The organism is Microbulbifer mixtoriginis (SeqCode), from assembly GCF_052467515.1.
This window is the reverse complement of the sequence record NZ_CP174314.1, coordinates 1,262,668-1,278,605: the sequence shown is the minus strand read 5'-3', so window position 1 is coordinate 1,278,605 and position 15,938 is coordinate 1,262,668. Positions and strand designations below refer to the sequence as shown.

Genomic DNA, 15,938 nt, shown 5'->3' with positions numbered 1-15,938 from the left:
ATGAATGTTCGTGAATTGGGAACAATCAGCCTTAGAACTTTATCTGTTTTTGTCCATGTCTGTAGGGCATTAAACCTATCGCTGGCTGCAGATCAGCTAGAACTTCCTAAGTCAACGGTTAGTAAGGAGGTTTCAAGACTGGAATCCCACCTGAAAGCCAAACTATTGGATCGTACCACCCGGCGTGTTGCACTGACAGAAGTGGGGGCTATTGCCTATGACCGGGCTCTGCATTTGATAGAAGACTTTAAAACCATGCAAAATGATGTGCTGGTAATGGATCAGCAGGTCCAAGGCTTATTGCGAATCTCAGCCCCGCCAGCCCTGGGTGAATTTCTCTCCAAGAGAGTTTTACCCACTTTTTTGAAGCGCTGGCCAAAAATTACCGTCTCCCTAAACCTCACTTACGACTTTGAAGACCTCTTCTCCCAAGGCATTGACCTCGCGTTTCGTGTTGGCGACATACATGATGAGCGCCTGATTTCCAGAAAGCTTGGCAGTTCAACGCGAATTCTCGTAGCCAGCCCTGAATATCTCACCACACAGGGAAAACCACAGCAGCCCAGCGACCTAATAAGCCATAACTGCCTGAGATTTCAATTTAACCCTGGAGATACCGAGTGGGCGCTAACCTCTAAACAATCGACAATGACTTTACCCGTTAATGGGAATTTCTTTTGTGCTAATATTTCAGCCCTGAAAAATGCGGCAGTCAATGGGCTGGGAATTGCGCAATTACCAATCAACAATATTATGGAAGAGTTAGGCAAAGGCTCACTCGTTAATATTCTTCCAGACTGGCATGTTCCACCAATGGACATTCATGCCGTTTACCGCCAGGGACTCAATAAACCCAAGAAACTCGCTGCATTGTTAGACTTTCTTAAAGAGGAAAAAAGTTTATTTAATTGGAGCATCTAGCAGCATGAAGGGAAACCTATACGGTCAACCGCCAATCGCCCCTCACCTTTATCGCCATCAGAGTATTCCCTAAGAGTATTCGAGGCTGAATTTTTAACCTTATCTCAAGTAACATTAAAACAACAAAAGCCCTTAAAGGGCTCCGCCCAAAATCATAATCCCAAAAGGCAAAGTTCTTTGCATTTAGGATTTCTCAGGGAAACACCCAGTAACCCTACCTCGCTAAAAACAAGTAACAAAATCAACCAAATGCAACATACCTAGATCTGGCAGGAAGACTCTATACTTCTCACCTTCTCCACCGTTGGAAAGCCTGTCACCAACCCCCTAACCGTAGATTTTGTGACAGCAAATAAAGATTTATTGTTTTTAAGGTGTCTGACTAACTCTTTTAAAGGTTTCCCCTTCTGGCACAAAGCCTGCACAGCCGAATAAGTCCCATGAGACCATATACCAAAAACTAAGCATATACAGCTATTTTTATGGTAAGGATTTTCTGCAAAAAAGATAAATCCGTAATCTTCGGTAATTGATCCTTTTAATGTATTCGACCTATAAACACTCTCATCAACCTCATCAAAAGCAGATCGACCAAAAAAATCCATCTTGAATTTTGCATCTAACTTCCTGGTAAGCAACAAATCACGACTCACAGAATTTACAGCTGCCCCCCCAATACAAATAAAACTTTTCCTAATTACCACTTATGCTAAGCCAATTTTTAGCAACCTTTCCGGCATCGGCGGCGTCCGAAGAGAGACGTAAACCAGTCTTGGAATGAGTGCCGATAAATCAAACCTCCGATTAAAGCGATATTGAAATTCTGCCAAATAGCGCTGTGCATATTTCGGCCTAATAGAATGGTAAGTACTACGCAGCGCACTCTTTAAATTACCAAGTACCGTATTTACCCAATAGAACTCAGGCTCTTCAACAGAAGCTCGGCCACCACCACAAACAATTTTGTCATGCACACAACCGGCCTCCTTAATGGCATTGAAGCATGGAAGGCCATCTGAGATGACTGTGCTGCCACTACAAAGGGACTTTTTACTCCAGGTTGAAATTTCACTGCTTTTGAAGCCCTTGATAATTGAGAGCTTAATACGGGTTGGGCATCCCTCCTTGGTTGTTTCAACGGCAGCTACAAAGGGAGTTTTACCCTTGGCTCCGCGCCCCGGCTTGCATCCAGTACGCTCACCACCAAGATAGGCATCATCTAGTTCAATAAAACCGGACAGTTTGTATCGCTGGTCTCGCTCCATCATCACTTGCATGAGTTTCTGCTTCATACGCCATGCTGCGTTGTAAGAGATGCCCAGATGTCGAGATAGCTCCATACAGGAAATACCCTTCTTATCCTGAGTAATCAGGAAGATACCGAGAAACCAGGTGGTGAGGGGGAGCTTCGTAGAGTCAAAAATCGTACGGGAGGTAATCGATGTCTGACGTCGACACCGGTTACATTGCTTAAGCTTGCGATAAGCGAGGTCGCAATGCTTGTCATGTCCGCAGTGAGGACAACTAAAGCCATTGGGCCAACGCCATCGCGACAGCGCATCGAAGCACTGTTCCTCGCTGCCGTACATTTTGAGGAATTGGATCAAACTAATCCCCTTCTGAAACTGTACCTTGTTGCGAGCCATGGTGCATCCCCTTGCAGATCAACGAGATAGCTGTATTTATATACAGCTAAACTTGACTTAGCAAGAGTGGTAATTAGGAAACTTTTTTGATCACCAGTGAAGTTTCTAGAGTCATGACATATTACTTTTTTCCTTGGAAAGGCTTTTTCAATAGCTTCTTTTAGAAGCTGCATCCCAACAGCCTCATCATAAGGCAAAAACAACACATTATCCGGAATCTGGCTTTGCCTATTGGCAAAATCAGAAAAAAGTGTTTTTTGTTTTATTAGAGGAAGCACCACATGAATTTCAGAGTCAGACTCACCAAAAAAATCAGCCCATAACTTTCTAAAAGCACTCGTATCAATTTTTTTCTTTAGAGCCGCCCCAGTACCAATAAAAATTGTAGTGAGGAAGGCCTCCACAAATGGCGCTGAGAGAAAATCCAAAATAGAATCGACTAAGTCCGTCAGCATTAGCGGCATTGGCTCCCCCCAATTAAGTCGTCAGACTCATAAAGCTTTCACGCAGCACTAGCCATACATATGAGATTAAACTTCTCATAAGCCCTGATAAAAAACTGCAACATTTCAGCCAAAATCATTATAGACAGTTTATAAAAAAGCAGATAACCCCCATCTGTGCGAGAGAACCTTTCAGGCACTTAAATACACCAGCACCAAGACTTTACTAGGAATAACCTTAAACACTTATAAATATTGCTTAGATTAATTGACCTAATATGCCCAGCCTACCCTTAACGATCGTAAGCTGGGTTTTTATTTTTAGAGATGATTTTTATCGAAGGGGGGCAGCTATTAAACTTCTACAGCAACTCTTTTTAACTGATTTTCTTCTGGCAGGGCCCATTCAATGGGCTTTTCACCTCGCTGCTGCAACCAGTGGTTAGCTTGAGAGAACGGCTTAGTGCCAAAAAAACCACGATGCGCTGAGAGAGGGGATGGATGAGGGGCGCGTAGTACCAGGTGCTTATTACGATCAATAAAACCGCCTTTCTTCTGTGCGTAACTACCCCAGAGTATAAACACTAGGCCTTCACGCTGCTCTGCCAGCTTATGGATAGCGGCATCGGTAAACTGCTCCCAACCGCGCCCCTGATGGGCACCAGCTTTACTGTCCTCTACAGTGAGGGTGGCATTGAGTAGCAGCACTCCTTGCTCTGCCCAGGGCTGTAGGCAGCCGTGGTGCGCTGGAAGTATCCCCATATCAGAGTGCAATTCTTTGTAAATATTTTGTAACGATGGCGGGATTCGTACGCCGGGCATCACAGAAAAGCATAAACCGTGCGCCTGGCCTATCCCGTGATAGGGGTCCTGCCCCAAAATCACCACTTTCACCTGATCAAATGGGGTGGAGTTGAAAGCATTAAAGATCTGCCCACCAGGTGGATAGATGCGCTTACCAGCCTCTTTTTCTCCCCGCAGAAACTGACGTAGTTCCGCCATATAAGGCTTTTTGAATTCCTCGCTCAGCACATCGTACCAGGAGGGGTGAATCTTAACTTTTTCCGGAACCGGCATTATCAAACCTTCAGAATCTTTTTTACGTACTTTTGCAACTCGGGCACCACAGCCTCTTCAAACCAAGGTCTTTGCCGCAGCCAAAGTGTGTTGCGCGGGCTCGGGTGGGGCAAAGGGAAATACCCTGCGGGCAGGGCATCGCGGTAATGGCGCACATTCTCTGTAATATTGCCATACCAATGCGGCAGGTAGTGTCGCTGGGCGTATTGTCCCACCAACAGCGTGAGTTGCAAGTGAGGTAGCTGTTGCAGCAAGCGCTTATGCCAGGTGACAGCACACTCCGGGCGCGGTGGCAAATCTCCTCCCTTACCTCGCCCCGGATAACAGAAGCCCATGGGAATAATGGCAATCTGGGATTCATCGTAAAAGATATCCCTATCGATCGACAGCCACTCGCGCAGACGATCACCAGAGGGGTCATTCCATGGGATACTAGTGGCATGAACCTTAGTTCCCGGCGCCTGACCAATGATCAACAAACGAGCAGATTCTGCCGCTCGCAGCACCGGATTAGCTCCCAGTGGCAGGTGATCCTCACATAGACGACAAGCGCGTATCTCCTCCAATAAGGTTGGTAACTTCTCGACGACCACCTATTGCGCCCCTTCGGGATAAGCTAGATGTAACAGAAGCGCCCTGCGATCTTGAGGGTCATGTATACGGCTGATATTGTCGTTGTCAAACACTATAAAAATGCCCGTATCGCCCACTGCCAACCCATCGCCTTTGCCCCCAGTGCGGGATACTTCATAGCCCAATTCAGAGGAGTTTTCTTGCTCCCAATAATCCAGGCACCACTGCGCCTTCAAGCTAGGTAATTCTCTCCGACATACCGCAGACGCATTGGGCTCCAGAGTAAACAGCGCGCCATCATAATAGGACAAACCCGCCAGGTTCTCTGATTGTCCGCGAAAATTTAGCCCCTCTACAGCCGGCGGTGTAAAAATTTGCACTCCCCCCTTAGGGCCAAGCTTAACTAAAGCACGGGGATCACGCTCTAGCACCATCCAAAAATCATCGCCAACTTTCTGTAAGCCTACGCCTGATAGATTGTACCCCTGCATATAGCCCTGAGCCTTAGCTGTGGTCGACCACATATTTTCCAGCCAACGGCCCTGCCCCTGCATATCAACTTCGGCAATGCGGTTGTAGCGCTCACTCAATAAATACAAATTATTATCTACACAGCTGATAGCTTCAAAATCCATTGCCGCTGCCGGTCGGGTAAGATCCAATAAAAAGTACCATACGTTTGTCGGCCGATCTTTCTTTGGAACATTCAAACCAGAGAGTGTGACAAAGGGCTCCAGCTTGGCATGAACACCCTTTAAAACGATCTGATAAACTTTCTCTGACTTTTTATCTGAGATAGTAAGAAGTCTGCCATCACAAAAAGTTAAACCAGAGAGGCTCAACCCTGCGCTGGCATTTACCCAATAATGCTGTACTTTTTTAGCGGGAATAATGTCAGCAGCCATCGCTGAAGGCACCAACAAACTGATAAAGAAAAATAAAATTCGCTTGATCACGATTTTTCCAATCCATCGAGAAATGAATGAACTAAAAGGATAATTAGTGATTTGGCGCATTCTTAGATCTTCTAATTCACCGTTTACCTTTCAGAGAAATGGAAAAGTCTCTCTCCATAAAGCCGCTGCCAACATACTCTAGATCGCTAATCACTAGGAAATAGCATAGCCACCATAATACCCATCGACAATTTTTGCGCTACAAGGAGGATAATACGATACCCGATTTAGGAGGCAGACTAAACCCAAGCCAAAAGTTGGCAAATAAAAGGAGAGGAAATGAAAAGAGTTCGACGCCGAGCGCAATAAACGTGACGCCGAAATTTATCGGCATAGTGCCAATAGATCTGCAATTAATTTGCCATTTCCGGCATTGCAAGGTGTAGCAGTAACGCGCGCTTATCTTCAGGCTCTTGCGCACGGCCAACATTGTTATTGTCCAGCACCACAAAAATGCCCTTCTCGCCCACAGCCAATCCCTCACCTTTTCCATAGCGGGTTTCCTCATAAACACGCTCTGGAGACTCTTCAAGCGAGCGATAATCTAGACACCACTCCGCCCGTAGACTGGGCAATACTCTGCGACAAACTGCGTGCGCATTGCGCTCCAAGGTATAGAGGGCGCCGTTAAAGAAGTCCAGGCCGGCTAAATCCTCAGAGCGATCAGCAAAATTTAAACCTTCTACCTGAGGCAAAGTGAATGCGCTGGCTTCTCCATCTGAATCCAGCTTCAACAGGCCCCTTGGCTCACGCTCCATCGCCACCCAGAAAGTATCGCCAGCTTTTACCAGGCCCTCACTGGAAGCGTTGCTCTTTTGTAAGAAACCTTGAGATTTGGCTTCACCCGACCAGATATGCTCTTGCCAGCGCGCATTCCCCTCTGGGTCCACCACGGCAATGCGATTGTAATGCTCACTAACCAGAAAGATCTGATTCTCACCACAACTAACGCCCTCAAAGTCCAGATCTTCTGCGGGGCGGAAAAACGCTTTAAAGCTCTCCCAGACATTAACAGGCTCGTCACGTTCCGGCACTCCTAGACCGCTCAAACGCAAAAAGGACACCAGATCGGCGGAACCTTCGCTGAGCTCTAATGAGTAAACCTCTCTAGAATTCTTATCGGAAACTGCCAGCAACTTGCCAGTACAAAAGCTTAGGCCAGAAATATCCAGACCTTCGCTATTATCCACCCAATAGCTGGCTTGCAGCTTGGCGGGGGAAATCTCCACTGCCGCCAGCAAGGGGGAGAACAGCACGATAGCAATGCCAGAGAGATAATTTTTGATCACTGTGTAACCATTTAATCGCGGAAGTTATTAAATTGCAGTGGCTGTTCCAGTTCCTTACCACGAAGTAAGGCAATTACCTGTTGCAGATCATCGCGCTTTTTCCCGGTAACCCGCACCTGTTCACCCTGAATAGCCGCTTGCACCTTGAGCTTTTCATCTTTGATCAGCTTAACGATTTTTTTTGACAATTCTTTGTCCAGGCCATTCTTTAGGGTCACTCCCACTTTAACCAGCTTACCAGACTGCTCTTTTTCACCTACATCCATAGCCAGCGGATCGATATCACACTTAATCAGGGCACCACGCAGCATATCCACCATTTGGTCTACTTGCATATCTACCTCGGCACGGACCACCAGAGAGAAATCGCTCATCTCCACTTCCGCATCCACGCCTTTAAAGTCAAAGCGATTGGTAACAGTGCGGTTTACCTGATCCACTGCGTTAGTCAGCTGGTGCTTGTCGACTTCAGATACAATGTCAAAAGAAGGCATTAAATTCTCGGCTCCTATTTCCAGATTTGCGGAGTAATCTCCGTATTGTGATCGTTATCGGCCAACCAAATATGGCCGTCTTGAATGGTGATACTGAAATCCATATTGCGCTCAACCATCTGCGCCAATTGCTCAGTCGTGTCCGCAGCGAGATGGAAAATTCTAAGGTTGTCAAAACGTTCGAGCTGATTCTCCAGCTTTTGCCACCAGATCGGTGCGGCACGACGCCCGTAACTGTATACCAAAACCCGCCCGGCACGGTTACAGGCCTTGCGCAAGCGCTCCTCGGCTGGAAGACCCACTTCTATCCATAGGTCGATTTCTCCACTGAGGCTCTTTTGCCATAAATCCGCCTCCTCATCAGATGAGAGGCCTCGGGTAAACTCCAATAAATCGGATGCATTGTGTGCAAACGCCAATAAGCGCACCATCATACGCTCATCTGTTTCTGAAGGGTGGCGCGCCAAGGTCAGCTGGTGTTCCGCGTAGTAGTCACGGTCCATATCGGCTATTTGCACCTTGGCTTTGAAAATTGTTGCTTTTAGTGCCATTTCGGCTCCATCTCTACGCCACCTTCAGCACTACAACTGAGGCGGACTATTCTTGGTTGGTTTACGGAAGAATAAGGATATTCCGCATGACCTCTGCTACCGGCAACAGCCTGCCAATTTGGCGCTGCACCATGCTGTGTCTGATGGCAAGTCTCATCAGTGGCTGCGGCGTAAACAATATCCCCACCTATGACGAACAGGTAAAAGCCGCCTGGGCTCAGGTGGATAACCAGTACCAGCGTCGCGCAGACCTAGTGCCTAACCTGGTGAAAACCGTTCAAGCCTATGCCGGGCATGAGCGAGAAACCCTTCAGGCCGTAACCGAGGCGCGCGCCAAGGTGAACTCACTTCAGCTGGACAGCAACCTGCTCAACGATCCGGCCAAATTACAACAGTTCGAAGCCGCACAGACACAACTCTCCAGCGCCTTGTCACGGCTGCTGCTTGTGGTCGAACGCTACCCCAACCTCAAAGCCAATCAAAACTTTCTCAGCTTGCAATCCCAGCTAGAAGGCACCGAAAACCGCATCAGCGTCTCGCGCCGGGATTATATCCAGGCAGTGCAGCGCTACAACCGTGAGATTCGCACTTTTCCCGGTCGTATTTGGCACGCACTCCTATATCGAGATATGTCCTTGAGGGAGACCTTCCAGGCCACTAGCGAAGAGGCCGAGAAGGCTCCGGAAGTCAATTTCCAGTAGGCCGCCGGGAAACCCTTATGACACGCTCCCTTCTGACCTTGTTGACGCTCATTACAGCATTACTGGCTTTGGCTCTATGGGCCGAGGTACAGCTCCCTCCTCTATCCGGGAGGGTGGTGGATAAAGCTGAGCTACTAACTGCCGAAGAGAGATACAAACTTACAGAATTGATTCAGCAATACGAATCTGAGAGCAGTAACCAACTGGTGGTGGCCACCCTCCCAGAGCTCCAGGGTATCACCATAGAGGAATACGCCAATCAACTGGCAAGAGAGTGGAAGCTGGGCCACAAGAAGAAAAACAATGGGATTCTCTTCTTGATAGCTCCCAAAGAGCGCAAGCTCCGAATTGAGGTTGGCTACGGCCTCGAAGGTGCTCTCACCGATGCGCTATCTGCCAATATTATTCAAACCAAGGTTCTGCCGGAATTCCAGAAAGGGAGTTATGCCGGTGGTATTAATGCCGGCGTGAACTCAATTATTGCCGCCACCAAGAACGAATATGTGGCCGAACCGATCGAGACCAAGGAGGGCCGACGCCTGGCCTTTGTAGTTGGGCTATTTCTCTTACTGGTAATGCTGCATCTGTTTGGTAGCTCGGTCCTTAGCTCACCAATTCATGGGCGTAATTATAAACGCGGTCGCTTTGGCGGCTACTATGGTAGCGGAGGCTTTGGCGCGGGGCACCCTAGAGGAGGCTTATCCGGGACTGGTACAGGCGGTGGATTTAGTGGAGGAGGTGGCGGATTTGGCGGAGGAGGTGCTTCGGGAGGATGGTAATGCTTAGTAATAGCTATCAACGCCAGGTGGCGGAGGCCATCAAAGAAGTGGAGACCCAAACCGACGCGGAGTTGGTAGCTATTGTCGCGCGGGAAGCCGATAACTATTTGTATATCTCCACCCTTTGGGCTGCCTTCTTGACCCTGCTGTTATCGCCACTATTCCAATTCCTACCCTGGTGGCTCAGCTTTCAGCAAGCCTTTCTGCTACAGTGGGTTCTCTTTATCGCGCTGGCAGTACTGTTTCGCTGGCGGCCGATAACCATGCGCCTTGTACCCAAAAAGATCAAATACTGGCGCGCCTCTAACCTAGCCCGCCGTCAATTTCTTGAACAAGAGCTGCATAGCACCAAAGACCGACTGGGTCTGTTGATTTTTATTTGTGAAGCGGAGCACTATGTAGAAATTCTGGCAGATCGCGGCTTGGCTCAGCATGTATCCAACGACAACTGGCAGGTTATTATCGAGCAATTTGTACGGGAAATTAAGCGCGGTAAGGCTGGGGAAGCACTGTTACTCTGTATTTCACAATGTGGAGACTTATTAAAAGATGCAGCCCCCTGTAGTGCTGTGAAAGATGAGTTACCCAACCACCTGATTCTAATTAACTAACCTAATTTACAGCCCTACTTACCCTTCAGACGTGATTTTAACGCCACAATACTTCTATACCTACGCTTTAACAACTCCTTCTACTAAGCTGCTGTAAAGGAGCAATAATCCCTATGAAAAATTAAAGCTTATGGTGATTATGCACTTTCAAAAACCATTAAAAGTGAAAAATAAACCAGATAAAAACAAAGTCAGCTACGCCAATTTAACAGGGCTTGTCAATTAATATTAAGTTTGAAAAATGTCAAATAAAAACCTCTATATCCGTATGAAAGCATCCAGCTCACAAAAAAGTCCAGCGCCAAATACTAGTTACGCCTGTAACTACGATGATCCCTCACAACCAAAAAATTAGAAAACCCAATGAGAAAGATCTTAATTACAATTTGGCTATTTATATCGGCTTCACTGTCCTCCACTATCTGCGCCGATTATATCAATCTCACCGGTGCGGAGACTGCACCAAATATTGCAGAAATAGAGATACTCAATAACAATCTTTACATCAGCCTAGAGGTTTCTGCAGCTGATGCGAACGCGTTTTGGCCGGGAATACCACCCACAAAGAGTATTTATGAAATAGCTAGACTTGCTCTTGCACAAAAAGAGATCGCCATTGAGGTGCACTCCCCAGAGGGTAAAATTGAGCCGACTATAACCTCTGTCAGAATTGCCGAGAGAAAACCGAGAAACTCACCTTTTGCGGGAAGAATAGATCCAAGGACAGGCCTGCTAAGGCCGAATTTTCCAGCCGACAAAACCATACTGTTGGCAGATATCGAGTTTCCAATAAAAGGCTTGAGCAATCTGGAAATACGTCCACCACTGGATTCCGATGGGGCTGTCTTAGCCACAATAGGATTTACCAGTCAACACGGCCACACTTCAGTAAGCAGTTTTCAATATTTGTCTCAAATAGAAAAGCTGAAAATTGATTGGGGAGATCCTTGGAATACTCGCTTTGAAAACCAAGCTATAAATCGGCACAATCGCTATCCCCTTAGATCTTTCCTCTACGTGGAACCTCGTCAGGTTCGCCACGAAATTTTATTGCGCCCAAGAGATTTATTACAATGGACCGACCAACCCTTTGATGCCTGGAAGCCCCTTACAGCCAAGCGAAGAAAAGAGTTAAGAGCAACTACAGAGAAATTCCTACAGAAAAAAAATCCCACTAGCATCAACCAAACGCTGGTTGAACCTATCAGCACGGAAACAGTTTTTCTCAAGGCAAACGATACAGGCTTTACCACAATAGGAGAGCATGAGCGGATCGAGATAGGTTCATTACTGATCGGTTACCGGGAAAAATATCATGTTAAGGAGCTACCACAAAGTGTTACTATTGACTGGAACCTCTTTACAGAGTCTATCAAATCAGTTCCCACACTCATACAAGATCCGGCTGGTCCTTTCCCAACACATGTTATGCCGGACTTTCCCGACATTCAATGGCGCAATTATTTATATGATTACCGTGCTCCCAATAGTGATCCAATCCCCATTGAGAATACCATAGCGGCCATACCCATGGCGGTGCTTTTCTCCTTCTGCTTTGCAGTATTTTTCATTCTCACCTTGCGAAGCAAAAAGGTTGAGACAAAAAACAAACATCCGATACTCTTTTACGGCATTGTGATTATTTGTGCCGTACCCATTTATTACACCCTTCCAAGTGAACTGCGCATCCCCCTGCCCGGCACCATAAACAAGCAAGAAATAAAAGAAATTACCGAGACAATACTTGATCGCCTTTCCGCTGCCTATGAAGAACCTCAAAGTGAAAAATTAAACGACCAGCTTGCCAATCTAGTAAGCAGCGAAAAATTTGATTTTACCGTCGCAAACTTGTCACAAGTTTACCAACCTCTAACCAACAGTGGCAATAAGGGTTCTATTAGATCTATCCGTGACCTGGAAATTGAGCACGCAGATCAAATGATCCTGAACGGAAATAAAACTTTCAGAATTGTTGGGAAGTGGCATTCAATGATTGAAGATTACAGCTGGGGACATATGGAGCAATTACCGCGAGAAACTCGTGCAAGTATAGAAATAACCCAATCAGACAAGTATTGGAAGATATCCGCCTTTACACCACTATCTATACGATAAACTTGCCGCTAGAGTTGGTAACCAAGTGCCATGAAAAAAAATATCTCAAATTTAATTAACCTCCTTTCTTTTGCTCTGGCTCTCCACCTATCTGTAATATCTCAAATCACTGAAGCCCACTTTTCACTAAATCTAAATATAAGAATTCTACATATTGAGCACACCGTCAATGGAGCCAGCCTCTATATGAGATTGCCTCTTTCCTATTTACTGGCGGATAAGGCGCAACATGGTATTGATCCCTACTCGGGGAAAATTCCATATCAAGTACCATATACTCGTAACAGCCTGGAAAATGATCGGCTGGTTCACTATGTGGATGTCGAACAATTCACGATCGACCCTGAGGGGGTGGGCAATATTGCCGCAGCAGCGACACATATCCTCTCTACTGATCAGGAGCTTAAAGGGTATGTAAAGTCAGTACGCCTTTATCCTATTGGCAACGAGCCAGCTTTTGCCACGCTTACAGAGGCAAAACGAGCCCTTTCTAATAACTTTGCACAGATGGCACTTAACAACTCACTCCATGTCAGTGACACACTGATTGATATCCACATCCATTACCCTACTCAGCAACCGCTGGAAGAATATCAACTCTTTAGCTCCCTGAATCCAGGGCTTCCCGATCAAGAAAATACTGCAAATTTAATCCTCAGTTATAACCCTGGAAAAATCCAGATTTTCCGCTCCAGGGGGCTAATGCAAGAGCCTATTCAAATCCGTTATTCCAGTATAGATGCCATCAATACCTTTCTAAAGGAGGGTATGGTACATATTATTCAGGGGCTAGATCATGTGCTTTTTGTACTTTGTCTTAGTCTTGGTGCCCTCGCTCTCCCCTTATTATTCTGGCGTGTCACGGCCTTCACTATCGGCCACAGCATTACCCTATCCGTAGGTTTCTTTGGTTTTATTCCTAGCACTGTCTGGTTTGTCCCACTGATTGAAACCGGAATTGCCATTTCCATAATCTATATTGCCTGGCTTGCAATGAGACAAAAATCGATCGCCTCTATATCCAGCGAGCGTACAATTTTTTTGACCTCCTTGATGCTGGGCTTATTGCATGGACTGGGATTTTCCTTTGTATTACACGAAATACTCAACATCAACTCACCTAATATTTGGCAGAGCTTGTTAGCCTTTAATCTCGGCGTAGAAGCTGGTCAAATTTTAATAATTTTAGCAGTCTGGCCTCTGCTTTATTTGGCCAGACGTCGACAGAAAAACTGGGAGTCTAACCTACGCTACACAATTGCCACTATATGCTGCGCCATTGCCTTACTCTGGACTTTTGAGAGGGGTTATGAATTGGTGAACGTAATACAGCAAGAAAACCAACCCAGAACCAATATTACAATCAGCAACAGTAAAATCTAATTCATGATTTTCCAGAGAGGAAGTTATAAGCGGCATTAAATCGAACAATAAATCTAACGATTTAAAGTTAAAGACAGCCACAATTCAAGCAGCACTCTATTTACTGGTTTTGTAACCAGAAACCGAAAGACAACCACCCCTATAGATTCAATGGAACAGGCGAACAAAAAGGTATTATTTTTAATAACCATCGCTATTCGCCCACAAGGGATCTTATTAAACTCACCAGCGGAGTGCATTCTGCACACTATTAGCCACCTCCCCCCTGCCTAATAGCCGAAAACAAATTCGACCACACCCTGCTTAGAGCAGAATAAAAATAGCATCCATATAACATATGGTCATCTCAGAACGAGTGGTATCTTTTAGCCTATAGGAGAAAATCACCGATATAATCATAAATTAAAATCCTCTCATAAATAACTTGGAGCATTTTTCGAGACAGATTGCATTTACCCAATTGAATCAGGGATTCTGCACGGACGCCTAAATGCCTTCCAACACTGGAAACATTTACAGATTTTCATGTATTTTGCACGGGATAAACCGGGATAAATAAATCCACTTCGCTAAAGCCCCTCCGGAGATCTCTCAGTATGCATGACTGCCAAACCTATACCCTAGAAGAGCAGCTCCTTGTATTATTTGCCCACCCATTAATCGACAATACTATTTCCATTAAACATGGCTAAAAACGAATAACAAGAAACTTACACAGAAAAAAATGGGGATGCAACCGCCCCTTAGTTACTCATAATTAAAACCACCTACCGCACAAACAAGAAGGCCTGCTCTTAGGCTAGGTCAATCTAGAACAAATACTAGTAGCCAAAAAGATGCCTCCCTCCATTTACAACTTACAAACATTCAATCTCGGGGGACATGATGATCCTTAGCAGATGGGTTGGTAAAGCACTCTTTCTTCGACAGCAAAACGAGGCCAGTGGCCACACACCAAATCAGATTATCCTCGCCAAGGCAATACCACCTCAATCAATAACAAGTACCAAAACATAACGAATAGCTTTGCTTTTATTTAACCACTACTTAAAGGCTTGAATCGCTGCTTTACATATTAGTATTACCAAGGGAATATTGGATAAAGCGAAGACAACAAAGCGAAATTCTATTTTATTCACCAAAGCCTGAACAAGGCTATGAATCACTCTTAAACCCACATATGCCCAAGCAGTATAAACGATAAACTCCGTGGCTGTGCCTAGAAAAGCCAATGAGAAAACTACTGCGTAAAATAGAGTAGGCTGCTCCATTAAATGATTATAATTATCCGCCTTCCATCTAACCCTTGCCGGAAGCTGTGACATCTGGACTCCGGATGGCACTTCAGAATCCAACTTCATTTTCATAGATGCAATCGCCGGCAATCTTGTTGCGTACATCCAAAACCACATAACCATTGACCAAACCAGCAAAGCCACCACCGGTTGAATTAATTGAACCGTTGAATTCATCTTATTTCCAATAGTTAAATTTTTATTTTCCAATAATGCACTGGACCTTTACGAAGCAAAATTACGAAGATTAAATTATATTACCTCGCCCACCAAGCCTAAACTATCAAATTTAACCCAACTCAACATGCAATAGCAGATACGAACTCCCTCAACCATCCAACTGCAATTCAACAACAGTAACGTCTAACTTTCTTAAAAACCCAGGGATTGACCTCTATATTCATCGATATTTTTCTATTACACCTAACTTTCATCAAACATCTAACACAGCAAGGGTACCGGCCTCAGACCCTATCAACTCAAGCGCAATAAGCAACATTTCAACAATCCTATCATTCACCCCGCAGAAACCAAACCCCCAACTCCATTTATCACGTACAGCAAATTAACTTTATCAAAATATTGCTACACAATAAAAACTTACATTTAAAAAAACACATCTATTTATTAGATGTTTGTTACCGCACATTCATAAAACCCTGGAGTTTCAGAGGACTAAAACTTACTGACTTTTGCTACATTAATTTTGAAAAAAACCTCTTAAAACTAAAGTGAAAATCTCCCTCCTTATAGACTGCGCCACATATCACCGACTGGTTTCCTTAAGCACAAAGCCCTAACTACTTTACTTGCCACCCCTTGACTGCGATATTTTGGAAGAATAAAGATATCAGATAATTTCGGTATTTCGACACCAATAATTTCGGCTTGCTCCATAGCTACAAAATCAGCAACCCCACTTTCAATCAGAATAATATATGCATCACATTCTTCATTGCCAGACATCACATCACTTGGATGCTCTTCATCTATATCGTACCGACCTCTACTATCAATATCTTCCAAATTAAAGGAGCTCTGATGATATTGATAGAACTGCCACAACATAAAAACGCGCCTGCATTATCTCTAACAGCTTTACAC

17 protein-coding genes are annotated in these 15,938 nt (G+C 45.3%); 6 read left to right on the top strand and 11 right to left on the bottom strand.

Annotated features, from left to right (window positions below):
* The gene (locus ACJJIT_RS05470) at positions 1-921 is read left to right on the top strand and encodes a LysR family transcriptional regulator (RefSeq protein ID WP_444900228.1); all 921 of its coding nucleotides are present in this window, start codon (positions 1-3) and stop codon (positions 919-921) included.
* A 260-nt stretch (positions 922-1,181) separates the two neighbouring features.
* Here the strand turns inward: ACJJIT_RS05470 and ACJJIT_RS05465 are convergent, their stop codons facing one another.
* From ACJJIT_RS05465 to ACJJIT_RS05425, 9 genes are all read right to left on the bottom strand, one after another.
* Positions 1,182-1,574, bottom strand: coding sequence for a hypothetical protein (locus ACJJIT_RS05465; protein WP_444900227.1), 393 nt, complete (start codon positions 1,572-1,574; stop codon positions 1,182-1,184).
* A gap of 51 nt (positions 1,575-1,625) precedes the next feature.
* Positions 1,626-2,567, bottom strand: a complete 942-nt coding sequence (locus ACJJIT_RS05460) for an IS1595 family transposase (RefSeq protein ID WP_444900226.1) — start codon at positions 2,565-2,567, stop codon at positions 1,626-1,628.
* Complete coding sequence (locus ACJJIT_RS05455; protein ID WP_444900225.1) at positions 2,525-3,031, bottom strand: hypothetical protein; 507 nt, start codon at positions 3,029-3,031, stop codon at positions 2,525-2,527. The genes ACJJIT_RS05460 and ACJJIT_RS05455 overlap by 43 nt, the downstream gene beginning before the upstream one ends.
* 333 nt (positions 3,032-3,364) lie before the next feature.
* Complete coding sequence (ung, locus tag ACJJIT_RS05450; RefSeq protein WP_252082592.1) at positions 3,365-4,087, bottom strand: uracil-DNA glycosylase; 723 nt, start codon at positions 4,085-4,087, stop codon at positions 3,365-3,367.
* Positions 4,088-4,089: 2 nt separating this feature from the next.
* Positions 4,090-4,680: a uracil-DNA glycosylase family protein gene (locus ACJJIT_RS05445; RefSeq protein ID WP_444900224.1), complete on the bottom strand. Its 591-nt coding sequence runs from the start codon at positions 4,678-4,680 to the stop codon at positions 4,090-4,092.
* Positions 4,681-5,616, bottom strand: coding sequence for a hypothetical protein (locus ACJJIT_RS05440; protein ID WP_444884208.1), 936 nt, complete (start codon positions 5,614-5,616; stop codon positions 4,681-4,683).
* A 353-nt stretch (positions 5,617-5,969) separates the two neighbouring features.
* Positions 5,970-6,905: an esterase-like activity of phytase family protein gene (locus tag ACJJIT_RS05435; RefSeq protein WP_444900223.1), complete on the bottom strand. Its 936-nt coding sequence runs from the start codon at positions 6,903-6,905 to the stop codon at positions 5,970-5,972.
* A gap of 11 nt (positions 6,906-6,916) precedes the next feature.
* On the bottom strand, positions 6,917-7,399 hold the full coding sequence (locus ACJJIT_RS05430; RefSeq protein ID WP_252082598.1) for a YajQ family cyclic di-GMP-binding protein: 483 nt from the start codon (positions 7,397-7,399) through the stop codon (positions 6,917-6,919).
* A gap of 14 nt (positions 7,400-7,413) precedes the next feature.
* Complete coding sequence (locus ACJJIT_RS05425; RefSeq protein WP_444900222.1) at positions 7,414-7,950, bottom strand: YaeQ family protein; 537 nt, start codon at positions 7,948-7,950, stop codon at positions 7,414-7,416.
* 86 nt (positions 7,951-8,036) lie between these two features.
* On the opposite strand from ACJJIT_RS05425, the gene ACJJIT_RS05420 reads away from it, so the two are divergent.
* The 5 genes from ACJJIT_RS05420 to ACJJIT_RS05400 all read left to right on the top strand — a co-directional run bounded on the left by ACJJIT_RS05420 (position 8,037) and on the right by ACJJIT_RS05400 (position 13,539).
* On the top strand, positions 8,037-8,651 hold the full coding sequence (locus ACJJIT_RS05420) for a LemA family protein (RefSeq protein WP_444900221.1): 615 nt from the start codon (positions 8,037-8,039) through the stop codon (positions 8,649-8,651).
* Positions 8,652-8,668: 17 nt separating this feature from the next.
* On the top strand, positions 8,669-9,430 hold the full coding sequence (locus tag ACJJIT_RS05415; protein ID WP_444884204.1) for a TPM domain-containing protein: 762 nt from the start codon (positions 8,669-8,671) through the stop codon (positions 9,428-9,430).
* On the top strand, positions 9,430-10,041 hold the full coding sequence (locus tag ACJJIT_RS05410; protein WP_252082606.1) for a TPM domain-containing protein: 612 nt from the start codon (positions 9,430-9,432) through the stop codon (positions 10,039-10,041). The genes ACJJIT_RS05415 and ACJJIT_RS05410 overlap by 1 nt, the downstream gene beginning before the upstream one ends.
* A 363-nt stretch (positions 10,042-10,404) precedes the next feature.
* Positions 10,405-12,156 (top strand): hypothetical protein, encoded by a 1,752-nt coding sequence (locus tag ACJJIT_RS05405; RefSeq protein WP_252082608.1) that lies wholly within the window; start codon positions 10,405-10,407, stop codon positions 12,154-12,156.
* 30 nt (positions 12,157-12,186) lie between these two features.
* Positions 12,187-13,539 carry a HupE/UreJ family protein gene (locus tag ACJJIT_RS05400; protein ID WP_444900220.1) on the top strand — a complete coding sequence of 451 codons (1,353 nt, stop codon included), beginning with the start codon at positions 12,187-12,189 and terminating at the stop codon, positions 13,537-13,539.
* Positions 13,540-14,582: 1,043 nt separating this feature from the next.
* On the opposite strand, the gene ACJJIT_RS05395 is transcribed toward ACJJIT_RS05400, so the two are convergent.
* Positions 14,583-15,011 carry an MAPEG family protein gene (locus ACJJIT_RS05395; RefSeq protein ID WP_444900219.1) on the bottom strand — a complete coding sequence of 143 codons (429 nt, stop codon included), beginning with the start codon at positions 15,009-15,011 and terminating at the stop codon, positions 14,583-14,585.
* Between the two features lie 570 nt (positions 15,012-15,581).
* Positions 15,582-15,902: a hypothetical protein gene (locus ACJJIT_RS05390; RefSeq protein ID WP_444900218.1), complete on the bottom strand. Its 321-nt coding sequence runs from the start codon at positions 15,900-15,902 to the stop codon at positions 15,582-15,584.
* Between the last annotated feature and the right edge of the window lie 36 nt (positions 15,903-15,938).